20 protein-coding genes and 5 tRNA genes are annotated in these 21,955 nt (G+C 59.4%); 21 read left to right on the forward strand and 4 right to left on the reverse strand.

All coding sequences use genetic code 11. The features are described 5' to 3' along the window. Positions 1–138: 138 nt before the first annotated feature. Entirely contained in the window at positions 139–1,272 is a 1,134-nt protein-coding gene (locus GUY40_RS04305; protein ID WP_166567708.1) for an aminotransferase class V-fold PLP-dependent enzyme, read from the reverse strand. Between the two features lie 72 nt (positions 1,273–1,344). Here GUY40_RS04305 and GUY40_RS04310 point away from each other — a divergent pair, with 72 nt between their 5' ends. The 6 genes from GUY40_RS04310 to GUY40_RS04335 all read left to right on the forward strand — a co-directional run bounded on the left by GUY40_RS04310 (position 1,345) and on the right by GUY40_RS04335 (position 4,953). Beyond that, positions 1,345–1,983 (forward strand): TetR/AcrR family transcriptional regulator, encoded by a 639-nt coding sequence (locus GUY40_RS04310; RefSeq protein WP_166567709.1) that lies wholly within the window; start codon positions 1,345–1,347, stop codon positions 1,981–1,983. A gap of 128 nt (positions 1,984–2,111) precedes the next feature. Next, on the forward strand, positions 2,112–3,080 hold the full coding sequence (locus GUY40_RS04315) for a GTP 3',8-cyclase MoaA (RefSeq protein WP_166567710.1): 969 nt from the start codon (positions 2,112–2,114) through the stop codon (positions 3,078–3,080). Between the two features lie 65 nt (positions 3,081–3,145). Continuing rightward, on the forward strand, positions 3,146–3,748 hold the full coding sequence (locus GUY40_RS04320; protein WP_166567711.1) for a DUF4823 domain-containing protein: 603 nt from the start codon (positions 3,146–3,148) through the stop codon (positions 3,746–3,748). Positions 3,749–3,758: 10 nt separating this feature from the next. Then, a complete protein-coding gene (locus tag GUY40_RS04325) occupies positions 3,759–4,325 on the forward strand; it encodes a DUF1285 domain-containing protein (protein WP_166567712.1) in 567 nt (188 codons plus the stop codon). Between the two features lie 149 nt (positions 4,326–4,474). Next, positions 4,475–4,669 (forward strand): hypothetical protein, encoded by a 195-nt coding sequence (locus tag GUY40_RS04330; RefSeq protein WP_166567713.1) that lies wholly within the window; start codon positions 4,475–4,477, stop codon positions 4,667–4,669. Positions 4,670–4,785: 116 nt separating this feature from the next. Continuing rightward, positions 4,786–4,953 carry a hypothetical protein gene (locus GUY40_RS04335; protein WP_166567714.1) on the forward strand — a complete coding sequence of 56 codons (168 nt, stop codon included), beginning with the start codon at positions 4,786–4,788 and terminating at the stop codon, positions 4,951–4,953. Positions 4,954–5,021: 68 nt separating this feature from the next. Here the strand turns inward: GUY40_RS04335 and GUY40_RS04340 are convergent, their stop codons facing one another. Continuing rightward, the gene (locus GUY40_RS04340; RefSeq protein WP_166567715.1) at positions 5,022–5,939 is read right to left on the reverse strand and encodes a LysR family transcriptional regulator; all 918 of its coding nucleotides are present in this window, start codon (positions 5,937–5,939) and stop codon (positions 5,022–5,024) included. Positions 5,940–6,064: 125 nt separating this feature from the next. Between GUY40_RS04340 and GUY40_RS04345 the strand changes: the two genes are divergently transcribed. The 7 genes from GUY40_RS04345 to GUY40_RS04375 all read left to right on the forward strand — a co-directional run bounded on the left by GUY40_RS04345 (position 6,065) and on the right by GUY40_RS04375 (position 14,214). Further along, on the forward strand, positions 6,065–6,823 hold the full coding sequence (locus GUY40_RS04345; protein ID WP_166567716.1) for a 5-oxoprolinase subunit PxpA: 759 nt from the start codon (positions 6,065–6,067) through the stop codon (positions 6,821–6,823). 92 nt (positions 6,824–6,915) lie between these two features. Next, a complete protein-coding gene (locus tag GUY40_RS04350) occupies positions 6,916–7,161 on the forward strand; it encodes an acetyl-CoA carboxylase (protein ID WP_166567717.1) in 246 nt (81 codons plus the stop codon). A 10-nt stretch (positions 7,162–7,171) separates the two neighbouring features. Beyond that, positions 7,172–8,545, forward strand: coding sequence for an acetyl-CoA carboxylase biotin carboxylase subunit (locus tag GUY40_RS04355; RefSeq protein ID WP_166567718.1), 1,374 nt, complete (start codon positions 7,172–7,174; stop codon positions 8,543–8,545). Continuing rightward, positions 8,542–9,414, forward strand: coding sequence for an allophanate hydrolase subunit 1 (locus tag GUY40_RS04360; RefSeq protein ID WP_166567719.1), 873 nt, complete (start codon positions 8,542–8,544; stop codon positions 9,412–9,414). Before GUY40_RS04355 ends, GUY40_RS04360 begins: the two co-directional genes overlap by 4 nt. Next, positions 9,411–10,385 carry a biotin-dependent carboxyltransferase family protein gene (locus GUY40_RS04365; RefSeq protein ID WP_166567720.1) on the forward strand — a complete coding sequence of 325 codons (975 nt, stop codon included), beginning with the start codon at positions 9,411–9,413 and terminating at the stop codon, positions 10,383–10,385. The genes GUY40_RS04360 and GUY40_RS04365 overlap by 4 nt, the downstream gene beginning before the upstream one ends. Positions 10,386–10,496: 111 nt before the next feature. Next, the gene (locus tag GUY40_RS04370) at positions 10,497–11,819 is read left to right on the forward strand and encodes a cytosine permease (RefSeq protein WP_166567721.1); all 1,323 of its coding nucleotides are present in this window, start codon (positions 10,497–10,499) and stop codon (positions 11,817–11,819) included. Between the two features lie 190 nt (positions 11,820–12,009). Beyond that, the gene (locus GUY40_RS04375) at positions 12,010–14,214 is read left to right on the forward strand and encodes an OsmC domain/YcaO domain-containing protein (RefSeq protein ID WP_166567722.1); all 2,205 of its coding nucleotides are present in this window, start codon (positions 12,010–12,012) and stop codon (positions 14,212–14,214) included. 213 nt (positions 14,215–14,427) lie between these two features. Here GUY40_RS04375 and GUY40_RS04380 read toward each other — a convergent pair. After that, positions 14,428–14,503: transfer RNA gene (locus tag GUY40_RS04380), tRNA-Asn, on the reverse strand. A 70-nt stretch (positions 14,504–14,573) separates the two neighbouring features. Beyond that, positions 14,574–15,770: an amino acid aminotransferase gene (locus GUY40_RS04385; protein ID WP_166567723.1), complete on the reverse strand. Its 1,197-nt coding sequence runs from the start codon at positions 15,768–15,770 to the stop codon at positions 14,574–14,576. Between the two features lie 309 nt (positions 15,771–16,079). On the opposite strand from GUY40_RS04385, the gene uvrB reads away from it, so the two are divergent. The 8 genes from uvrB to GUY40_RS04425 all read left to right on the forward strand — a co-directional run bounded on the left by uvrB (position 16,080) and on the right by GUY40_RS04425 (position 21,930). Beyond that, positions 16,080–18,095 (forward strand): excinuclease ABC subunit UvrB, encoded by a 2,016-nt coding sequence (uvrB, locus tag GUY40_RS04390; RefSeq protein ID WP_166567724.1) that lies wholly within the window; start codon positions 16,080–16,082, stop codon positions 18,093–18,095. Between the two features lie 111 nt (positions 18,096–18,206). Next, positions 18,207–19,688, forward strand: coding sequence for a glutamate--tRNA ligase (gene gltX / locus GUY40_RS04395; protein ID WP_166567725.1), 1,482 nt, complete (start codon positions 18,207–18,209; stop codon positions 19,686–19,688). Positions 19,689–19,866: 178 nt separating this feature from the next. Continuing rightward, a tRNA-Ala gene (locus tag GUY40_RS04400) sits at positions 19,867–19,942 on the forward strand. Between the two features lie 79 nt (positions 19,943–20,021). Then, positions 20,022–20,097, forward strand: a tRNA-Glu gene (locus GUY40_RS04405). Between the two features lie 53 nt (positions 20,098–20,150). Further along, a tRNA-Ala gene (locus GUY40_RS04410) sits at positions 20,151–20,226 on the forward strand. Between the two features lie 43 nt (positions 20,227–20,269). Beyond that, positions 20,270–20,345, forward strand: a tRNA-Glu gene (locus tag GUY40_RS04415). A 183-nt stretch (positions 20,346–20,528) separates the two neighbouring features. Beyond that, entirely contained in the window at positions 20,529–21,068 is a 540-nt protein-coding gene (locus GUY40_RS04420; protein ID WP_166567726.1) for a TetR/AcrR family transcriptional regulator, read from the forward strand. A 28-nt stretch (positions 21,069–21,096) separates the two neighbouring features. After that, positions 21,097–21,930: an alpha/beta fold hydrolase gene (locus GUY40_RS04425; RefSeq protein WP_166567727.1), complete on the forward strand. Its 834-nt coding sequence runs from the start codon at positions 21,097–21,099 to the stop codon at positions 21,928–21,930. The last annotated feature ends 25 nt before the right edge of the window (positions 21,931–21,955 follow it).

Below are 21,955 nucleotides of genomic sequence, written 5' to 3' on the forward strand. Positions count from 1 at the left end.
TGGACACCTTTATCGGCGCGTCATTTGGGGGGGGTATGTCGCGCCAACACTTCAAGTATTGGCGAGTCTTGGCGCGATTCCACTGCGGGGTGGGTGTTTTTTAAACAGATTTGGAATACGTCCAAGTCGGCCAGGTAATCACCGCGCTGCGATTTTTCCAAGAATGCCCAATGTTTCGTCGATCACGCGCCGTGTGGTGTAGAAATGCGGAGAAAACCGAATCCCCGGGCCGCGCGGAATACACACCACCTGTTCAGCCTTGAGCCGCTCGTAGAGTCGCCTATTATCAATGCCGTCGATACTGAACGAGACAATGCCCGAACGGCGATCCGGTTCACGCGGGCTGTGGATAACGGCACCGGGAATTCGATCGAGGCCCTCAATCAGCCATTGCACCCGTTCGTCCAGGCGGCGTGCAACGTCCTCCATGCCTACTTCTTCCAGCAATGACAGGCTAGCTTCAAGCGCTGTTGCGCCCAGCATATTGGGGCTGCCGCATTCGAAGCGCCGAGCGCTTTTGGCCGGCTCCCACTCGTTACGGGTGTAGTCGCCCATGTGTTCGAGCATGTGCCAGCCATATTCGCTGAGCTTGAGCTGCGGTCGGATAGCCTCGCGGCAATAGAACACCCCCAGACCCTCGGGGCCCAGCAGCCACTTGTGCCCGTCGGCCATGGCGAAATCGCATTGGTAGGCCTGGACGTCGAAGGGCTGGGCGCCCAGTTGCTGAATGGCGTCAATGCAATACAACACATTTCTTTCGCGGCAGCCCTGGCCCAGTTTCACCAGGTCCAGACGCAGGCCGCTGGCAAACTGCACGGCGCTGATGGACATCAACCGAGTGCGCGGTCCGCAGGCAGCGAGCAGAGCGGCTTCCGGGTCGGCGTTTGCCAGATTGACCTGGATCACTTCCACGCCTTGGGGGGTCAGCGCTTCCCACACGATCCGGTTGGAGGGGAACTCTTCGTCGCTGATAACGATCTGGTCGCCCGGGAGCCAGGTCAGGCCAAAAGCGACAAATGACAGGGCTTCAGATGTATTTTTGACCAGAGCGATATCATCCGTTGATGGCGCGTTCGTCAGACGCATCAGTCGTTCGCGTAGCCGTTGCTCCATTTTCATCCAGTCCGGATAGTCGCGCGCGCCCAGTAAAACGTTCTCCTGGGCGAAGCGGCGGACCGCTTCACTGCTGCGTTTGGGCCAGGGAGCGACGGCTGCATGGTTCAAATAACGCAGGTCGTCGGCTTGTTCAAACTCATCGTGAAACATAGACATGGTTGGATGATCCGTGCAATTTGGCGCAAGTTAGGCATAATATTCGGCTTCGATTTTGATCCAGTCCTTCTTATGCAGAAAGAACCTCGTAAAGTCCGTGAGTTTCGTCGCCGAGAGCAAGAAATTCTCGATACCGCGCTCAAGCTGTTTCTCGAACAGGGTGAAGATAGCGTCACCGTCGAGATGATCGCTGATGCTGTGGGTATCGGCAAAGGCACGATCTACAAGCACTTCAAATCCAAGGCAGAGATCTATCTGCGCCTGATGCTCGACTATGAGCGCGATCTGAACCAGCTGCTCCATTCGGCCGACGTCGATCGCGACAAGGAAGCCCTGTCGCGCGCCTATTTCGAATTCCGCATGCGTGATCCGCAGCGCTACCGCCTGTTCGATCGCCTGGAAGAGAAGGTGGTCAAGGGCAATCAAGTGCCAGAAATGGTCGAAGAGCTGCACTCGATCCGCGCCTCGAACTTCGAGCGTCTGACACAGCTGATCAAGGGACGGATCAGTGAAGGCAAGCTGGAAGATGTGCCGCCCTATTTCCACTACTGCGCATCCTGGGCGCTGGTGCACGGCGCGGTGGCGTTGTACCACTCGCCGTTCTGGAGCAACGTGCTGGAAGACCAGGAGGGCTTCTTCCAGTTCCTGATGGATATCGGCGTGCGCATGGGCAACAAGCGCAAGCGCGATTCTGACACCTCCGGCACTTGAGGCATTCGCTCAAACTATAGTTCTACTGGTGGCACAGCCCCAGGAATATACTCAGGTCTGAGGGCTTGCAAAAACTTGATTTATGAGTCAGGTTTTGCAGGTCCGATTTATCCATGCCGGAGTTCTCCATGATCGTCGATCGCCAAGGCAGACGTTTTCGCAATTTGCGTGTCAGCCTGACGTCTGCCTGTAACTACGCTTGCACCTACTGCGTGCCTGACGGCAAGCGCCTGGTCGCAGCTCAGGACGAACTGTCGGCAGAGGCCATGGCCCGGGGCGTGGCCTACCTGATCGAGGCGGCTGGCATCGAGCGACTGCGCATTACCGGTGGTGAGCCGCTGGTTAGCCCCAAGCTGGAAGCTTTTCTGGCCTCGGTGTCTACTCTGGGTCTGGATGACATCAGCCTGACCACCAACGGGCAATTGCTCACACGCAAGTTGCCATTGCTGATCGACGCCGGTATTCGCCGGCTGAACGTCTCCCTCGATACCCTTGACCCTGACGCCTTTCGCCGCATCGCCCGTGGTGGCGATCTGGCGACCGTGCTCGATGGCATGGCCAAGGCCAGTCAGGCCGGCATGAGCATCAAGGTCAACATGGTGCCGCTGCGCGGGCAGAACCATGATCAGGTCGTGCCGTTGCTCGATTACTGCCTGGAGCGTGGTTACGAGTTGCGCTTTATCGAGTTGATGCGCATGGGCCATCTGGCCAGCGATTCAAACGCTTTTCTCCAGCAATTTGTCAGCTTGCAACAGCTCTTGCAGATGATCGGCGAAGGGCACGAGTACCTTCAGGCGGATGCGCCGATAGATGCCACCGCATTGCGCTACGAGGTGCCTGGGCGTGGCCACTTCGGCATTATTGCCAACGAAAGCGTGCCGTTCTGTCGTACCTGCTCACGCTTGCGGCTGTCGTCCACGGGCTGGTTGCATGGCTGCCTCTCATCGAGCAATCGCCACTACATCGGCGATCTGCTGGACAAGCCGCGTCATCAAGCCTTGCCAGCCCTCCAGCGCTTGCTGATGAAGGCGCTGGGCGACAAGCAGCCGGTGGCCTTCTCGGGCGGCGCCACGGTGATGAAAATCATCGGCGGCTAGGCTGGCGCAAAATCTGCATCAGCCGGCTGTTCGCCGGTTTTCCGTCGCCGGCTTCTGGAGGAAAGATGCGTAGGGTGGTCTTGCTGCTGGCACTGTTGTCGCTGGGTGGCTGCATGAACGTCAGCGATATGGGCGAAGGCGCCCGGTACCACCTGAGCGATGCCGGGTTGCTCGATCACAGCGAGACCCGTCGTGCCGTGTCCATGCGCTTGCAGCCGGACTCCTTCATTTACATTGGCCAGGGTGCATTCGTCCCGCCCGGCAATGCGTACCCGCGGCCCAATGTGGTGGCCGAAGAAGCTTTCAAGGGCTTTATCGAGTATTTCCCGATGGTGCGCCGCGCCCGTGAACCGCTGGGGCTTGAGAAGGCCATGGGCGAGGCCCGGGCTGCCGGCGCTCACTATCTGCTGTACACCCGCTTTGCCAGTGCCGATGACCGTATCGGCAACGGCGATGAATGGTATGACGAGCAAGCCATCGACCGGCTGGGCGTCGATACCGGTGTGATCCAACTGATATTGATCGAAACCAATACCCGCTACCTGATCGACACCGCGCGCATCCGCAGTCGCGGCGGTTTACTGACACTCTACGATCAGAAGCCTGAAGATTTGCTTGGTCCGCCGTTGGAGGATTACGCTCGAAGCCTGTTAGGCATGAGTCGCTGAGGAGAAAGGTATGAGTGGTCCGGGTAAAGCCAATGATTTGCTGGCTCAGATTCCCAAGGCTGAAAAGGGCCTGCCGCCGGTACATCTGTGGAATCCCGATTTTTGCGGTGATATCGACATGCGTATCGCCCGCGACGGCACCTGGTATTACCTGGGTACGCCGATCGGGCGCAAGCCCATGGTGCGGCTGTTTTCCACCATCCTGCGTCGGGATGGCGATGACTACGTGCTGGTCACGCCCGTGGAAAAAGTCGGCATCAAGGTCGATGACGCCCCATTCGTTGCTGTCAGCGTGCTAGTGGAAGGTGAGGGTGAGGCGCAGGTGTTGCGCTTTACCACTAACGTCGAGGACGAAGTGACAGCGGGTGGCGACCATCCGATTCGGGTGGTGATCGATCCAGTGACTCAAGAGCCGGCGCCCTACGTGCATGTCCGGGTCAACCTTGAGGCGTTGATCCACCGTAACGTGTTCTACCAGTTGGTCGAGCTGGCGGTTTTGCGTGAGGTTGATGGTCAGCCCTGGTTGGGCGTTTGGAGTAGTGGAGAATTTTTCCCGATCGGCCCTGAGTGCGCATGAGCTCGAGATGCTTGCCTGCGCGACGGATGGCTTGCTGAAAATGATGTAACGGCTTGGCGCTTGTTGTGGTTGGGGAGGCATGTTATTCAAACACTGCGCAGGAAGCGCAACCTTCTTCCCTTCAAGGATGAGCCCGTGCAGGAACTCCGATGAATCAGAGCGATCGTGACAACCTTGAGCTCGATAAACTGCAGGGGGAAGTCCGCAGGCTGATGGCGGAAACGCGCAAGCTGATGGTCGAGGCTGACAAGCTCAAGCAGGAAGCCACGTGGTATCCGTTTGTGGCGGCCGGCGGAGTGGTAACGGTGGTGATTACCGCAACGGGTCTGATGAGCAAGCTGTAAAGGGCCGGCTTCGTACAGTCAGGGAGCCGCCAGGGCACTTGAGCTTTGGACTATGCCTGGCCACATTACAAGCACGGACAACGCAAAAGGCTACGTCCGCCTCTGAGAGCATGGTCATGAACAACGATCAAGTCCTGAAAGAACTGCGAGAAGAGCTGGCCCAGCTGGCCGAAGAGATGCGACGTCCGCCGCGCAGTGCGGCCCGTGCCGCCTTGGTGCCGGTTGCTTTGGGCGCCAGCGTGGCCTTGTTGGCGGCTCTGGTTGGCTTCAAGCTATTTTTTTGATCGTCATTTCCTGCCCTCTATGGGGGCCCCTTCGTAACGTAACGAACCAACCTCTTTGTGCGTTGCTTTCAGCGTCGCGCAGAGAGTTGTTGCGGCGCCAGAAATGCATCGTGGAAGTAGTTACGAAACGCCTGCATGGCCGGGCTGAATTCGCGCTCACGATGCCACGCCAGGCCGACGCTCATGGGCGTCACCTTGTCGGTGATCGTCAGGGTTTCGATGCGTTTGCCTTCCAGCGACCAGGGGCGGTGCACCAGGTCCGAAAGGATCGCCACGCCGCTGCCATTGGCGACCATGCTGCGCACGGCTTCCACCGAACTGGTGCGCACCCGCACGTTTGGCTGCTGCCGCGCATCTTCCCAGTAACGCATGGCGCTTTGTTCGGCTTCGTCGACGGTCAGCAGAATGTAGGGTTCCTTCGCCACGTCGGCGAGGCTGACGGCGGAGCGTTCGCACAGGGGATGGTGACTGGGCATCCATAACCGGCGTTCGGAATTGAAAAGAATCTCCGAGACGATGTCCGGGTGAGTGAGGTTGGCGGTGAGCACCACCGCCATGTCGAATCGGCCTTCCAGCAGGCCTTGCTCGATGGCGCTCCGTTCTTGCTCGTGGACTTCGATAGCCACGTCCGGGTGCCAGTGTTCCAGCCGTTGCAGGTGGTGCGGCAAGAAATAGCCGATCACGGTGTAACTCGCGGCCAAACGTAACAGGCCACTGGCGCGTATGTCCGGTAACGGGCTGTTCAGCGCGTCATCGACGCTGCGCAAAATCACGTAGGCCCGATTCAGAAAGTGCCGGCCGGCATCGGTCAGGCTCATGCCCTGAGCCGAACGCTGGAACAACAGTGTGCCGAGCATGCCTTCCAGTTCCTTGATCGCCGTGGTGACTGCCGACTGGGAAATGTTCAGATGAATGGCCGCTTGAGAGATTTGCCCGATCTCGGCAGTGGCGACGAAATAGCGGACCTGGCGCAGGGTCAGTGACATGAGCACTCCGGACGCAAAGATATCTGTTTTTCAGAAGATACCCTATCTGTTAATAGATCTTCCCAAGGGGTAAGGAGGAATTTAACGTGGACTGCATGAAGTCACAAGTGTCAGGAGTAAGCGTCATGCAGGCAGTAGATTTCAACTCGGACATGGGCGAAGGCTTTGGTCCATGGACCATTGGCGATGGCGTTGACAATGAGCTGATGGCCTTCATCAGTTCGGCCAATATCGCCACTGGTTTTCATGCCGGCGATCCCGGCACCATGCGCCGTACCGTCGAGCAGGCCAAGCGCCTGGGTGTGGCTATCGGCGCGCATCCGGGGTTTCGCGACCTGGTCGGTTTCGGCCGTCGGCACATCAATGCACCGGCCCAGGAGCTGGTGGACGACATGCTCTATCAGCTGGGTGCCCTGCGTGAGCTCGCCCGGGTTCAAGGCGTGGCCCTGCAACATATCAAGCCTCACGGCGCACTCTACATGCACCTGGCCCGAGACGAGGAAGCCGCCCGTTTGCTGGTGGAAAATCTCCAGCGTCTGGAACCTGAGTTGCTGCTGTATTGCATGCCCGATTCAGTGATCTGGCGTGTCGCCAAAGAACTCGGCCAGCCAGTGATCCGCGAGTTCTACGCCGACCGCGAGTACGACCTCAGCGGCTCCATCGTTTTCACCCGCAACGTGCGTGCCTACGATCCGGCCCAAGTGGCCGCGCGGGTACTGCGTGCCTGTCAGGAAGGCGTGGTGCGTACGGTCGAGGGCGAAAATCTGGCCATTGAATTCGATTCGATCTGTTTGCACAGCGATACGCCGGGCGCTCTGGCGTTGGTCGAAGCCACGCGCAACGCGCTCGATGGCGCCGGGATCAAGGTGCGCGCCCCGCGCTGATACCGGAAGAAACACCTGGCACACAGACGCCAGGGTTTGAACGCCCATTCATTTTTGCCTGCCTTTCTACAACTATTCCAAAAGGAACAGACATGGCCGAACATACTGTAGTTACCCCATTGCCCGGGACCTTCTATCGCAAAGCCACCCCCGAATCGGCGAACTTCGTCGAAGTGGGCGCGCAGGTCAGCGCCGACACGGTGATTGGTCTGATCGAGGTCATGAAGCAGTTTTCCGAACTGACCGCCGGGACGGCCGGTCGCCTCAGCGCATTCCTGGTAGAAGACGGTGACCCGGTGGAGCCGGGTCAGGTCGTTGCATCACTCGACGTCGCGTGAGGGGGCGATCATGACTCAAGCCATTCATAAGTTGCTGATCGCCAACCGCGGCGAGATTGCCGTGCGGATTATCCGTGCCGCCAAAGCACTGGGAATTCCCACCGTTGCCGCGTGCAGTGAGGCGGACGTCGATTCTCAGGCGGCGCGCATCGCTGACGAGGTACACATTCTCGGTCCGGCCCGCGCTGATAAAAGTTATCTGAACGTCGAGGCGTTGCTGGGCGCCTTGAAAGCCACCGGCGCCAATGCGGTACACCCCGGTTATGGCTTTCTCTCGGAGAACGCCGATTTTGCTGAAGCGGTCATCGCCGCCGGGGCGATTTTCGTCGGGCCGAGCCCGGAGACGATCCGACGCATGGGCGATAAAGCCGAGGCACGGCGCACCGCGCAAGAAGCGGGCGTACCTGTCGTGCCGGGCTCACCGGGTGAACTGTTCGACGTCGAGTCGGCGCTCAAGGCTGCCGAATCCGTCGGCTTCCCACTGTTGATCAAAGCTTCTGCCGGTGGCGGCGGACGTGGTATTCGCCTGGCGGAAAACGCTCAACAACTGAGTGAAGAGTTCCCTCGTTCACAGCGCGAAGCCCAGGCCGCGTTCGGCAATGGCGCGGTGTACCTGGAGCGGTTTGTCAGCAAGGCCCGACACATCGAAGTGCAGGTGTTGGGGGATGGTCAGCACGCGGTGCACCTATTCGAGCGCGAGTGCTCGCTGCAACGTCGCCGGCAGAAAATCTTCGAAGAAGCGCCGTCGCCGGTACTCAGTCAGCAGCAACGCGAAACGCTCTGCGCCAGCGCCGTACGCCTGACCGAATCCCTGGGTTACAAGGGCGCCGGAACCCTGGAATACCTGTATGACGACACGACTGGCGAGTTTTTCTTTATCGAGATGAACACGCGGATTCAGGTAGAACACCCGGTCAGCGAGCTGATCACCGGCATCGATCTGGTGCAGGCGATGTTACGCATTGCTGGCGGCGAGCCGCTGGGCTTCAAGCAAAGTGACATTCAACTCAACGGCGCCGCACTGCAAATGCGCCTGAACGCTGAAGACCCGGCGCGGGATTTCTTTCCCAGCCCTGGCCTGGTCGAGTCGCTGAACTGGCCGCAAGGCGAGGGCATTCGCGTCGACACTCATCTGTATCAAGGCTACCGCGTGCCGCCGTACTATGACTCGCTGTTGGCCAAGCTGATCGTTCACGCTGCTGATCGCTCCGAAGCCTTGGCCCGTGCGCGAATGGCGGTAGAGCAAACCACGCTCACCGGCATGGCCAGCACCGTGTCGCTGCACGGCGAACTGCTGGAACAACCGTGGCTGCACAGCGCCGACTTCCACACCGGCACCCTGGAAACCTGGCTGGCCGAGCGCCGCAGCGGAGGTGAAGCATGAGCAAGCCAATCCGCTACAGCTTTGGCGCCGATGAGCATTTGTTCGCCGAAGTCAGCGACAGCATGTCCCTGGACGCGTTTTTCAAGGGCTTGGCCGTCACCCGCGCGGTGGAGCGGTTGGCGCTGGATGGCGTGCTCGATGTGTGCCTGGCCAACGCGTCGTTCCAGATTCGTTTTGACCCGGATCGCATCGCCCCTCACACCTTGCTCGAAGCCGTGAAAGGCGCCGAGGCCGAGGCGGTCGCCGAGCGCACGTTGCAGACGCGGATCATCGAGATTCCGGTGCTCTACAACGACCCCTGGACCCACGAAACCCTGATGCGCTTTCGCGACCGTCATCAAGACCCGAGCGCCACGGACCTGGAATACGCTGCGCGGATCAACGGCCTGGCGGACGTCGATGCGTTCATCGCCGCCCACAGTGGGGCGCCGTGGTTTGTCTCGATGGTCGGCTTCGTCGCGGGGCTGCCGTTTATGTTCCAGATGGTTGAGCGCGAGCGTCAGTTGCAGGTGCCCAAGTACCTGCGCCCACGCACCGACACGCCTAAATTGACCCTCGGTCACGGCGGTTGTTTTGGCTGCATTTACTCGGTGCGCGGTGCTGGCGGTTATCAGATGTTTGGCGTCACCCCGGCACCGATCTACGACCCGCAGCAGAGCCTGGCGTACCTGAAAGAGCACATGGTGTTTTTCCGCCCGGGCGACATCGTGCAGTTCAAGCCGATAGACCGTGAGGCCTATGACCACGCCGTGGCCGAAGTGGAAGCCGGGCGCTTCGATCTGCGGATTCGGTCGGTGGAGTTTTCGCTGGATGCGTTTCTGGCCGACCCCGTCGGCTATCCCAAGTCGCTGCAGGAGGTGTTGGCATGATCAAGGTACTCAAACCCGGTCTCGCCACCTCGGTACAGGACCTGGGCCGCGAAGGGTATTACCACCTGGGCATTCCGCCTTCCGGTGCCCTCGATCAATATGCCCTGAGCGCGGCCAATCAACTGGTCGGCAACCCGGCAGGTTTGGCGGCGCTGGAATGCACGCTGCTGGGGCCCGAATTGGAGTTTCAGCAAGACGCCTTGGTGGCGGTCTGCGGCGCGCACATGACGCCACGGGTCGATGGCGTGGAAATGCACCACGACACGGCGTTCTCGGTGAAGGCCGGGCAAGTGCTGCGTTTTGATTTCCCCAAGGCGGGTGCTCGCGCCTATGTGGCGGTGGCCGGCGGCATTGACGTGCCGGTGGTGCTCGGCAGTCGTTCCACGTATGCGTTAGGGGCGCTCGGTGGTTTTCAGGGGCGCAGGCTGGTGGCTGGCGATGAACTGTCGGTCGGTATCGCCAGTGGCAAGAGCCGCGCGGGTGCCAGTTTGCCCATGGCGCTGCGGCAATCCTTGGGGGGCGAAATCACCCTGCGTGTCGTGCCGGGGCTGTACTACCACCGCTTGACTGAATCCGCGGCGAAGAGCTTTTTCGCCGAGCCATGGACGGTCGGTTCAGAAGCCGACCGCATCGGCTATCGCTTCAAGGGCGGCAGCGCGCTGAGCTTTCAGCCCCGTGAGCAGCCGTTCGGCGCCGGTTCCGATCCATCGAACATCGTCGACAGTTGCTACCCGATCGGCTCGATCCAGGTCCCGGCCGGGCTTGAACCCATCGTGCTGCACCGTGACGCGGTGTCCGGTGGCGGCTACGCGATGATCGGCACGGTGATCAGCGCCGACCTGGACTTGATCGGCCAGATGCAACCCAACCAGAAGGCCCGCTTTGTGGCGGTCACCCTCGAAGAGGCGCTGGAAGCGCGACGTTCCTACAAGAAAAAACTCAGCTGCCTGAGCAAGCTGTTCCCTTCCTGATTCTGCCCGCCGCATCGCGCGGGTAATGCCAAACGGCAGGCCAACGCCGCACTTCGGTGCGGTGGCGGCTGCCCGCGCTTCAACCGTTGACTGGTTCTGGAGTTCACGCATATGGCTGCTTTATCGCAATCGAGTCAAACCGGGCAAGACCCGGCCAATCACCCCGTTCCAACTGAAGCACGCATGGGGCGTCTGTCCCTGACCATGGCCTGGTGGGCGGTGTGCAGTGCGATGTTCTACATCGTGGTCGGCGCGTCACTGGCGTTGTCGTACGGTGCCCGCAATGCGCTGATCGGGATGGTGCTGTCGGTGATCAGTTACGGACTGGTCAACAGTGTGCTCAGCCGCTTCGCCATCCGCAGCGGCTTGTCGGTGGCGTTGTTTTCACGGCTGCTGTTCGGCAGCACCGGGGCGTGTCTGGCGACCTTGATCTTCTTTTCCACAGCCATCTATTACGCAGTGTTCGAGGGTTCGGTGATTGCCGTGGCGCTCAATCACCTGTACCCGGAACTGGTCTATCCGCTGGCCGCGTTGCTGGTGGTGCTGTACAGCGTGCCGATGATTCTGGGCAGCGTGCAGCACTGGCTGGACAAGCTTAACGGCGTGTTGCTCCCGGTGTACCTGGGCGGTTTGCTGGTGGCGGTGGGGTTGTCGATCAGTCGTTATGGCTACCAGCCGCAATGGCTGGATTTCGGTCCGGCAACGCCCAGCGCTTTCGGCTGGTGGGATTGCTTTGTCGCCTACATGGGCGTTTGGGTGCTGATGCTGTTCACCTTCGACTACGCCCGTTTCGGCAAGCCTGAAGACGCCGAGTATCACGGTCGCTGGAACTTCGGCATGCCGTTCTACGCGGTGACGTTTCTGCTCAACGGTGCCGCCGGCATCTACCTGGTCAGCAGCATTCCCCATGACGGTGCGCTGAACGAAGTGTCGGTGGTGATGGCGATTCTGCAGTTGATGGGCTTGTGGGGATTGCTGTTTGTCTGGGCCACGCAAACCCGAATCAACACCGCCAATTACTACCTGGCGACGCTGAACATGCAGGCGTTCTTTGCACGCTTTGGCCTTTGCGCCTCGTACTTGATGTGGGCGCTGGCAGTTGGGGTGATCGTGTACGGCCTGATGCTCGCGGACGTGTTTGCCTACCTCCTCAAAGCGTTGGCCTATCAAGGGATATTCGTGGTGGCCTGGGTAGGCGTGGCGTTGGCGCAGATTCTCTACGGACGCAGCGACGTGGCGGCGCTCGAACGGGTGGCCGCGATTAACTGGGTGGGCTTGACGGCCTGGTTCGGTGCTACCGCATTGGGTCTGGCGTTGATGTTTTCTGGCGGCGGCCTGAGCAGCTTTTCCGCGCCCTCTACCGTGATTGTCGCGTTTGCCTTGCAGGCAGGCTTATCCCATCGAAGCCGATTAGCGGTGCGGCTGGCAGAGTAGGGTTTGGCCGTCATTCATCTCGTACCGGCCTGCTCCGGGCACCAGTAGCAGGAGCAAGCCGGCGAAGAGGGGGCAAGGCAGGATTTCGTTCAGGGGAAGGGGCGGCAGCGACAGATCGCTCAAGACTCCCGGCTGAAAAAACCGGATAATGGCGGCCAATTCGTTTTGCTCGTTATTATGGTAATCCCGCATGGAAATCAAGGTTAACTTTCTCGACAACCTTCGGCTTGAAGCCAAGTTCGATGATTTCACGGTGGTGGCCGATCAACCCATCCGCTACAAGGGCGATGGTTCGGCGCCGGGTCCGTTCGATTACTTTCTGGCTTCGTCGGCTTTGTGTGCGGCTTACTTTGTGAAGTTGTACTGTGAAACTCGCAATATTCCCACCGATAACATCCGTCTGTCGCAAAACAACATTGTCGATCCGGAAAACCGCTACAACCAGATTTTCAAGATTCAGGTCGAGTTGCCGGCGGGTATCTCGGCCAAAGATCGCCAGGGCATTTTGCGTTCCATCGACCGTTGTACGGTGAAAAAGGTGGTGCAAACGGGGCCTGAGTTTGTGATTGAGGAGGTGGAAAATCTGGATGCCAATGCCCAGGCGTTGCTGATGCTGAATCCAGCTTCAGACACAAGCACCTATGTTGTGGGCAAGGATCTGCCGCTGGAGCAAACCATCGCCAATATGTCGGGTATTTTGGCAGACTTGGGCATGAAGATTGAAATCGCTTCGTGGCGCAATATCGTTCCCAATGTGTGGTCGCTGCATATCCGCGATGCGCACTCGCCGATGTGTTTTACCAATGGTAAGGGAGCGACCAAAGAAAGCGCGTTGGCGTCGGCGTTGGGCGAATTTATCGAGCGACTGAATTGTAATTTTTTCTACAACGATCAGTTTTGGGGAGAAGACATCGCCAACGCGGCGTTTGTGCATTACCCGAACGAGCGCTGGTTCAAGCCTGGCCCTAAAGATGCGCTGCCGGCTGAAATTCTCGACCCGTACTGCCTGCAGATCTACAACCCCGATGGCGAGCTACGTGGCTCGCATCTGTACGACACCAACTCCGGCAATGTACAGCGTGGTATCTGTTCGCTGCCGTATGTACGCCAGTCGGACGGCGAGAGGGTTTATTTTCCGTCCAACCTGATTGAAAACCTGTACCTCAGCAATGGCATGAGTGCCGGTAATACGCTTGCCGAAGCGCAGGTGCAATGCCTGTCGGAAATCTTCGAGCGCGCGGTAAAGCGCGAAATTCTGGAAGGTGAAATCACACTGCCTGATGTGCCGCACGAAGTGCTGGCGAAATACCCCGGTATTCTGGCCGGTATTCAGGGCTTGGAAGAGCAGGGCTTTCCGGTGCTGGTGAAGGATGCGTCGCTGGGCGGGGAGTTCCCAGTGATGTGCGTCACCTTGATGAATCCGCGTACCGGTGGTGTGTTTGCCTCGTTCGGGGCGCACCCAAGCTTTGAGGTGGCGTTGGAACGCAGTCTTACGGAACTCCTGCAGGGCCGCAGTTTTGAAGGTCTGAACGATTTACCTCAGCCCACCTTTGAAAGTAACGCGGTGACTGAGCCGAATAACTTTGTTGAACACTTTATTGATTCCAGCGGTGTGGTGTCGTGGCGCTTTTTCAGTGCCAAAGCTGATTTCGATTTTGTTGAGTGGGATTTTTCGGGTCAGGGTGAAAACTCCAATACCGAGGAAGCCGCGACGTTGCTCGGCATTCTCGAGGACCTGGGCAAAGAAGTGTACATGGCGGTGTATGAGCATTTAGGCGCAACGGCCTGCCGCATTGTGGTGCCGGGTTATTCGGAGATTTATCCGGTGGAAGACTTGATCTGGGATAACACCAACAAAGCGCTGTTGTTCCGCGCCGATATTTTGAACCTGCATCGCCTGGACGATGCCGGCCTGGAAGCACTGGTTGCGCGCCTGGAAGACAGCGAGTTGGATGATTACACCGACATCACCACGTTGATTGGCATCGAATTCGATGACAATACAGCCTGGGGGCAGTTGACGATTCTAGAGTTGAAGCTGCTGATTTATCTCGCCTTGCAGCAATTTGAAGAGGCGAAAGAGTTGGTGGAAACCTTCCTGCAGTTTAACGACAACACAGTCGAGCGCGGATTGTTTTATCAGGCCTTGAATGTGGTGCTGGAAGTGCTGCTGGATGACGACCTGGAACTGGACGATTACGAGGTCAATTTCCGTCGGATGTTTGGCAACCCGCGGATGGAGGCGGTGCTGGGGTCGGTGGACGGCAGTGTGCGCTTTTTCGGTTTAACACCTACGAGTATGAAACTGGAGGGGCTCGATCGGCACCTGCGCCTGATCGACAGCTACAGAAAACTGCACAGTGTGCGGGCCAATGTGGCGGCTTTGTCCAGTTAATAGCGCCCCCTGTAGGAGCCGGGCTTGCCCGCGATGAACGATGACGCGCAACCACTGGAAAACCGCGGCGTTCTCATTCGCGGGCGAGCCCGGCTCCTACAGTCGCTCCTGCGTTTCGAGCTATCCGGCGGAACGCCAAAACGAAAAAACCCGCCAGAAGGCGGGTTTTTCGGGTGTTTCAGAGATTTTGGTAGCCTTCTCTGGAACCTTGTTTGGCTCCGCGACCAGGACTCGAACCTGGGACCCAATGATTAACAGTCATTTGCTCTACCGACTGAGCTATCGCGGAATCTGGCGCGTATGTTACTGATTGCTAACGGGAAGTCAAGCGTTACCTGACTCCCCTCGCAATTTGATGCTTACAGCACGGCTACGGTGGCCTTGATCACGGCGTCGATGTTCTTCTGGTTCAGCGACGCCACGCAAATGCGACCGGTATCCAGAGCATAGATGCCGAACTCGCTCTTCAGGCGGGCAACCTGCTCGACGGTCAGGCCGGAGTAGGAAAACATCCCGCGCTGCTCGCCGACAAAACTGAAGTCGCGTTTGGCGCCAGCGGCTGCCAGGCCTTCGACCATCTGGTTGCGCATGCCGCGAATGCGCAGGCGCATCTCGGCCAGTTCCGCTTCCCACATCGCACGCAGCTCTGGGCTGTTCAGCACGGCAGCGACGATGCTGGCGCCATGAGTCGGCGGGTTGGAGTAGTTGGTGCGGATAACGCGCTTGACTTGCGACAGCACGCGAGCGCTTTCTTCCTTCGATTCGGTGACGATCGACAGTGCGCCGACGCGCTCGCCGTACAGCGAGAAGGATTTGGAGAACGAGCTGGAAACGAAGAAGTTCAGGCCCGACTCCGCGAACAGGCGCACGGCAGCGGCGTCTTCGGCGATGCCGTCGCCAAAGCCCTGGTAGGCCATGTCGAGGAACGGTACGTGGCCCTTGGCCTTGACCACTTCCAGTACCTGTTTCCAGTCTTCCGGGGTCAGGTCGACGCCAGTCGGGTTGTGGCAGCAGGCGTGCAGTACGATGATCGAGCCGGACGGCAGCGCGTTCAGGTCTTCGAACAGCCCGGAACGGTTAACGCCGTTGGTGGTCGCATCATAGTAGCGGTAGTTCTGTACCGGGAAGCCGGCGGCTTCGAACAGCGCGCGGTGGTTTTCCCAGCTTGGGTCGCTGATCGCAACGACGGCGTTCGGCGAAATCTGCTTGAGGAAGTCGGCACCGGTTTTCAGTGCGCCAGTACCGCCCACAGCCTGGGTGGTGACAACCCGGCCAGCGGCCAGCAGTGGCGAGTCTTCGCCGAACAACAGCTTTTGCACGGCCTGGTCATAGGCGACGATACCGTCGATAGGCAGGTAACCGCGCGAAGCATGTTGGGCAGCGCGAATGGTCTCGGCTTCGATCACGGCGCGCAGCAGGGGAATTCGCCCTTCTTCGTTGCAGTAAACACCGACGCCCAGGTTGACCTTGTCGGTACGTGGGTCAGCGTTGAATGCTTCGTTGAGGCCCAGGATAGGGTCGCGTGGTGCCAATTCGACAGCGGAAAACAGGCTCATTATTACCGTAGCTCTGAATGGAGTGTGAAAGGGGGCTGCACAGCTCCAGTCGAATGCACTAGAGCGGTGCACAAACGGGGAGTCAGTATAGAGATCCTTGTTCGGCACGGCGACAGGTTGCACTCGGTTTTACCGGGGTTTTTTCCAATTTTTTTCGACCGTTAGTCTTGAAGTGGCGGCAAAGCGAGCGGCACAACCAGACTGAAGGCTTGAAAGTGGCGGGAAGGGCTCTTGATTAGGTATAAGTACTGTCTATAAATACAGCCTGAACATTCCCGGGTTTGTAGACGCTTGAATGCAGAGGTCGTTATGTCCGAGTTTGAACTCGTCACCCGTTTCCAGCCTGCCGGCGATCAGCCAGAGGCCATTCGCCAGATGGTCGAAGGCATCGAGGCCGGGCTTGCACACCAGACATTGCTGGGGGTGACCGGCTCGGGCAAGACGTTCAGCATTGCCAATGTGATCGCCCAGGTTCAGCGGCCGACCCTGGTGCTGGCGCCAAACAAGACCCTCGCGGCTCAGCTCTATGGCGAATTCAAGGCGTTTTTCCCCAATAACGCCGTGGAATATTTCGTTTCCTACTACGACTACTACCAGCCCGAAGCCTATGTGCCGTCTTCCGATACCTTTATCGAGAAAGACGCGTCGATCAACGACCACATCGAGCAGATGCGCCTGTCGGCAACCAAGGCGCTGCTGGAGCGCAAGGACGCAATCATCGTCACCACGGTGTCCTGCATCTATGGTCTGGGGAGTCCTGAAACCTATCTGAAAATGGTCTTGCACGTGGATCGCGGCGACAAGCTCGATCAACGTGCCTTGTTGCGCCGCCTGGCTGACCTGCAGTACACCCGCAATGAAATGGATTTCGCCCGCGCCACCTTCCGGGTCCGGGGTGATGTGATCGATGTGTTTCCGGCCGAATCGGATCTTGAGGCCATTCGCATCGAGCTCTTTGATGACGAGGTCGAGAACATTGCCGCCTTTGACCCGCTCACCGGTGAGGTGATCCGCAAGTTGCCGCGCTTCACCTTCTACCCCAAGAGCCACTATGTGACGCCGAGGGAAACCTTGATGGATGCGGTGGAGGGCATCAAGGTTGAACTTCAGCAGCGCCTGGAGTATCTGCGCAACAACAACAAGCTGGTCGAAGCCCAGCGCCTGGAGCAGCGGACCCGTTTCGACCTGGAGATGATTCTCGAACTGGGTTACTGCAACGGCATCGAAAACTACTCGCGCTACCTGTCCGGCCGCCCGGCTGGGGCGCCGCCGCCCACCTTGTATGACTACCTGCCGCCCGGTGCACTGCTGGTGATTGACGAATCCCACGTCAGCGTTCCGCAAGTCGGCGCCATGTACAAGGGAGACCGCTCGCGCAAGGAAACCCTGGTCGAATACGGCTTTCGCCTGCCTTCAGCCCTCGATAACCGGCCCATGCGTTTTGACGAATGGGAAGCCGTCAGCCCGCAGACCATTTTCGTCTCCGCGACCCCTGGCACCTACGAAGCCGAGCACGCCGGGCGCGTGGTGGAGCAGGTGGTGCGGCCCACCGGGCTGGTCGACCCGCAGGTGGAAATTCGCCCGGCGACCACGCAGGTGGACGACCTGCTCTCGGAAATCCGCAAGCGCGTGGCCATCGAGGAGCGTGTGCTGGTCACCACCCTGACCAAGCGCATGGCGGAAGACTTGACCGACTATCTCGCTGATCACGATGTGCGGGTGCGCTACCTGCACTCGGACATCGACACGGTGGAACGGGTCGAGATCATCCGCGATTTGCGTCTGGGCACCTTCGATGTACTGGTTGGCATCAACCTGCTGCGCGAAGGCCTGGACATGCCGGAAGTGTCGCTGGTGGCGATTCTGGACGCTGACAAGGAAGGCTTCCTGCGTTCCGAGCGATCTTTGATCCAGACCATCGGCCGCGCTGCGCGTAACCTCAATGGTCGGGCGATTCTCTACGCTGACCGGTTGACCGGGTCGATGGAGCGGGCAATCGGTGAAACCGAGCGCCGCCGCGACAAGCAGATTGCCTTTAACCTGGCCAATGGCATCACCCCCAGGGGCGTGGTCAAGGACATCACCGACATCATGGAAGGCGCCACTGTGCCCGGCTCGCGCAGCAAGAAGCGCAAGGGCATGGCCAAGGCGGCCGAGGAAAGCGCCCGTTACGAAAACGAACTGCGTTCGCCCGCCGAGATCACCAAGCGCATCAAACAGCTGGAAGAGAAGATGTACCAGTTGGCCCGCGACCTGGAGTTCGAAGCCGCGGCGCAGATGCGCGACGAAATTGCCAAATTGCGCGAGCGGCTGCTGACGGCCTGATGTCGGTCAGGCCGTCACCTTTGATGCCCCGGATTGTGCGGGTTACTGGAGCCGGCCGGGTCTGGCCTGTTAACATCGGCGCTTTGTTTCACCTCTATTTCGAGACCATTGATGACCACCGTTCGTACTCGTATCGCGCCATCGCCCACCGGGGATCCCCACGTCGGCACGGCTTACATCGCTTTGTTCAACTATTGCTTTGCCAAGCAGCATGGCGGCGAGTTCATTCTGCGCATCGAAGATACCGATCAGCTGCGTTCGACCCGTGAATCCGAACAGCAGATTTTCGACGCCCTGCGCTGGCTCGGCATCGAATGGAGCGAAGGCCCGGATGTCGGCGGCCCGCACGGTCCTTACCGTCAAAGCGAGCGGGGCGAGATCTACAAGCAATACGCCCAGCAACTGGTTGACCAGGGTCACGCGTTCCCGTGCTTCTGCACCGCCGAAGAGCTGGACCAGATGCGCGCCGAGCAGATGGCTCGCAATGAAACCCCGCGTTACGACGGCCGTGCGCTGTTGTTGTCGGCTGAAGAAGTCGCGCGCCGCCTGGCCGCTGGCGAGCCGCACGTTATTCGCATGAAGGTGCCGACCGAAGGTGTGTGTGTCGTGCCGGACATGCTGCGTGGCGATGTCGAGATCCCGTGGGACCGCATGGACATGCAAGTCCTGATGAAAACCGATGGCCTGCCGACCTACTTCCTCGCCAACGTGGTCGACGACCACCTGATGGGCATCACTCACGTCCTGCGCGGCGAAGAGTGGCTGCCATCGGCGCCCAAGCTGATGAAGCTGTATGACTACTTCGGCTGGGAGCAACCCAAGCTCTGCTATATGCCGCTGTTGCGTAACCCGGACAAGAGCAAGCTGTCCAAGCGCAAGAACCCGACCTCGGTGACCTTCTACGAGCGCATGGGCTTCATGCCCGAGGCGATGCTCAACTACCTGGGCCGCATGGGCTGGTCGATGCCTGACGAGCGGGAGAAGTTCTCGCTGCAGGAAATGGTCGAGCATTTCGACCTGTCTCGCGTCTCCCTGGGCGGGCCGATTTTCGACATCGAGAAGCTGTCCTGGCTCAACGGCCAGTGGCTGCGCGACCTGCCGGTGGAAGAGTTCGCCGCACGCGTGCAGAAGTGGGCATTCAACCCCGAGTACATGATGAAGATCGCGCCGCATGTGCAGGGGCGGGTCGAAACCTTCAGTCAGATCGCCCCCCTGGGCGGCTTCTTCTTTGCCGGTGGCTTGCAACTGGACGCCAGGTTGTTCGAGCACAAGAAGCTCTCGGGCGACCAGGTGCGCCAAGTGATGCAATTGATTCTGTGGAAGCTTGAGTCGCTGCGTCAGTGGGAAAAGGATCGCATCACCGGCGTGATTCAGGCCGTGGTCGAATCCCTCGAGCTGAAATTGCGTGATGCCATGCCGCTGATGTTCGCGGCCATCACCGGCCAGGCCAGCTCGGTGTCGGTGCTCGATGCCATGGAGATCCTCGGTCCGGACCTGACGCGGTTCCGTCTGCGTCAGGCGCTGGATCTGCTCGGCGGCGTTTCGAAGAAAGAAAACAAGGAATGGGAAAAGCTGCTGGCGGCCATCCAGTAAGTCTCTGTAAGCGGTTCTTGCCCCGGATTTACGGGGCAAAAACCGGGTAGGGCGGGTAAGTGTTTGTTATCTCGGAAAAAAAATTTGGATTTTGTTGAAAATAAGTTTGACAGCATCCCGATCCGATCTTAATATGCGCCCCGTCCACAGCGATGTACGAGAGTACGAAGCACACTGTGGGGCTATAGCTCAGCTGGGAGAGCGCTTGCATGGCATGCAAGAGGTCGACGGTTCGATCCCGTCTAGCTCCACCAAATTCCAGGTCCGCAGTCGGCTACACTGACTCCGGATACGATCAGAATTCAGCTCTGATCGTTGGTAAGAAGGGTTTGCGTCCCCTTCGTCTAGTGGCCTAGGACACCGCCCTTTCACGGCGGTAACAGGGGTTCGAGTCCCCTAGGGGACGCCAGTTTTACAGAAGCGATGTCGTAAGATGCCGCTCCGCCGCGAGGCGAAAAATCCGGGGCTATAGCTCAGCTGGGAGAGCGCTTGCATGGCATGCAAGAGGTCGACGGTTCGATCCCGTCTAGCTCCACCAAATTGCCAGGGTTCGTGAAAACGGATCTGCTCGAAGGTTATGCGTCCCCTTCGTCTAGTGGCCTAGGACACCGCCCTTTCACGGCGGTAACAGGGGTTCGAGTCCCCTAGGGGACGCCACTTTTACCCGCTCTGCGGGATTTTCAAGGCTCATTCACTTTTTGAATGAGCCTTTTGTTTTTCCGCTGAAAAAACTTCCTGATCTTCCATCGGCCTTGTCGTTCCAGACAATCGGTCGATTTTGTGCTTGTCAAAAAATATTATAAGGATAATATTTTAACCATAATATTTTGGAGTCCCGGCATGAACGACAAGAAGGCCCGCACCCGCGAAAAGATTCTTCAGGCTGCCAGCTCTGCCCTGATCCAGCGTGGCCCGGCCGAGCCGAGCGTCAGTGATGTGATGGGCGCGGCCGGGCTGACGGTCGGTGGCTTCTATGCGCACTTCGAAAGCAAGGATGCCTTGATGCTGGAAGCTTTCTCTCAGTCGCTTGACCAGCGTCGGGCATTACTTGCCGAAGTCGACCCGACCATGAGCGGGGAAGAGCGTCGCGCCTTGGTTGCTGCGTTCTACCTGTCGCGCAAGCACCGTGACGCGACGGAGCAGGCTTGCCCTCTGCCGACCGCCCTGGGTGAGATGGCGCGCTTGCCGGAGGCCTTTCGGGAGGTGCTGGCCGAACATATCGAATTGATGATGGCCCAGTTGGCCGACACGCCTGAAGAAGCCGACAAGGCGCTGGCTGACCTGGCCCTGATGGTCGGTGGCCTGGCATTGGCCAGGGCTTTGGGCGGCCATGAGTTGTCTGACCGTGTCCTGCGTGCTGCCAAGTCGGCAGTGATCTGATCGAGTGGTTACTCCTGGAGACAGAGCAATGAAGACCCTGAGTTGGATTCGTGGTGTCAACGGTACCCTCGGCTGGCTGGCACCTGGCATGGTTGCCAGCAAAATGAAAATGGCCTTTATGCGCCCCCGCAATCTTCCGCCCCGTGACTGGGAGCTGCCTCTGCTGGCAAGCGCCGAGCGGGTGACCTTGCGTTTTGGCTTGTCGGCCTTGCGCTGGGGCCAGGGGCCGACGGTGTTGTTGATGCATGGCTGGGAAGGGCGGCCCACTCAATTTGCCCACCTGATCGAATGCCTGGTGTCGGCCGGATACACGGCGGTCGCGCTGGATGGCCCGGGCCACGGCCGTTCACCAGGGCAAGATGCGCACGTGGTGCTGTTTGCTCGTGCCATGCTGGAAGCGGCTGCGGAGCTGCCGCCGCTGCAGGCGGTGATTGGCCATTCCATGGGTGGGGCAGCCGCGCTGCTGGCGAGCCAAATGGGCTTGCGTCCCGAGATGGTGGTGAGCATTGCCGCGCCGTCCCATGTGCTGGGTGTGCTGCGCGGCTTCGCCAGTCGGGTCGGGCTGCCGCCACGGGCGCGGGCCGCGTTCATTCGCCAGGTCGAGCGTGATGTCGGCATGCCGGCGTCGCGCCTGGATGTCAGCCACTACCAACTGGGAATGCCTGGCCTGATCGTGCACGCCGAGGATGATCCCATTATTCCCGCCAGCGAGGCCCGGCGAATTCATGAGGCCTGGTTCGACAGCCGCTTGTTGGTGCTGCCTGGCGGTGGTCACCGGCGTGTGTTGTCTGCACCGCAGCTGATCGAAGGCGTGCTGGCGCTGCTGGCCAAGCGCGAGCCGCCTGCGCGCCAATCGGTGTGAGCATCCGTTACACTGGCGCCTGGCC

Source organism: Pseudomonas sp. R5(2019), assembly GCF_009905435.1.
GTDB lineage: Bacteria > Pseudomonadota > Gammaproteobacteria > Pseudomonadales > Pseudomonadaceae > Aquipseudomonas.

Coding starts and splice junctions, on each gene's coding strand:
- GUY40_RS04420 (WP_166567726.1), top strand. CDS start 20,529: ATGAACGACAAGAAGGCCCGCACCCGCGAAAAGATTCTTCAGGCTGCC.
- GUY40_RS04345 (WP_166567716.1), top strand. CDS start 6,065: ATGCAGGCAGTAGATTTCAACTCGGACATGGGCGAAGGCTTTGGTCCA.
- GUY40_RS04355 (WP_166567718.1), top strand. CDS start 7,172: ATGACTCAAGCCATTCATAAGTTGCTGATCGCCAACCGCGGCGAGATT.
- GUY40_RS04330 (WP_166567713.1), top strand. CDS start 4,475: ATGAATCAGAGCGATCGTGACAACCTTGAGCTCGATAAACTGCAGGGG.
- GUY40_RS04340 (WP_166567715.1), bottom strand. CDS start 5,939: ATGTCACTGACCCTGCGCCAGGTCCGCTATTTCGTCGCCACTGCCGAG.
- GUY40_RS04310 (WP_166567709.1), top strand. CDS start 1,345: ATGCAGAAAGAACCTCGTAAAGTCCGTGAGTTTCGTCGCCGAGAGCAA.
- GUY40_RS04320 (WP_166567711.1), top strand. CDS start 3,146: ATGCGTAGGGTGGTCTTGCTGCTGGCACTGTTGTCGCTGGGTGGCTGC.
- GUY40_RS04385 (WP_166567723.1), bottom strand. CDS start 15,770: ATGAGCCTGTTTTCCGCTGTCGAATTGGCACCACGCGACCCTATCCTG.
- uvrB (WP_166567724.1), top strand. CDS start 16,080: ATGTCCGAGTTTGAACTCGTCACCCGTTTCCAGCCTGCCGGCGATCAG.
- gltX (WP_166567725.1), top strand. CDS start 18,207: ATGACCACCGTTCGTACTCGTATCGCGCCATCGCCCACCGGGGATCCC.
- GUY40_RS04305 (WP_166567708.1), bottom strand. CDS start 1,272: ATGTCTATGTTTCACGATGAGTTTGAACAAGCCGACGACCTGCGTTAT.
- GUY40_RS04360 (WP_166567719.1), top strand. CDS start 8,542: ATGAGCAAGCCAATCCGCTACAGCTTTGGCGCCGATGAGCATTTGTTC.
- GUY40_RS04365 (WP_166567720.1), top strand. CDS start 9,411: ATGATCAAGGTACTCAAACCCGGTCTCGCCACCTCGGTACAGGACCTG.
- GUY40_RS04375 (WP_166567722.1), top strand. CDS start 12,010: ATGGAAATCAAGGTTAACTTTCTCGACAACCTTCGGCTTGAAGCCAAG.
- GUY40_RS04350 (WP_166567717.1), top strand. CDS start 6,916: ATGGCCGAACATACTGTAGTTACCCCATTGCCCGGGACCTTCTATCGC.
- GUY40_RS04315 (WP_166567710.1), top strand. CDS start 2,112: ATGATCGTCGATCGCCAAGGCAGACGTTTTCGCAATTTGCGTGTCAGC.
- GUY40_RS04425 (WP_166567727.1), top strand. CDS start 21,097: ATGAAGACCCTGAGTTGGATTCGTGGTGTCAACGGTACCCTCGGCTGG.
- GUY40_RS04335 (WP_166567714.1), top strand. CDS start 4,786: ATGAACAACGATCAAGTCCTGAAAGAACTGCGAGAAGAGCTGGCCCAG.
- GUY40_RS04370 (WP_166567721.1), top strand. CDS start 10,497: ATGGCTGCTTTATCGCAATCGAGTCAAACCGGGCAAGACCCGGCCAAT.
- GUY40_RS04325 (WP_166567712.1), top strand. CDS start 3,759: ATGAGTGGTCCGGGTAAAGCCAATGATTTGCTGGCTCAGATTCCCAAG.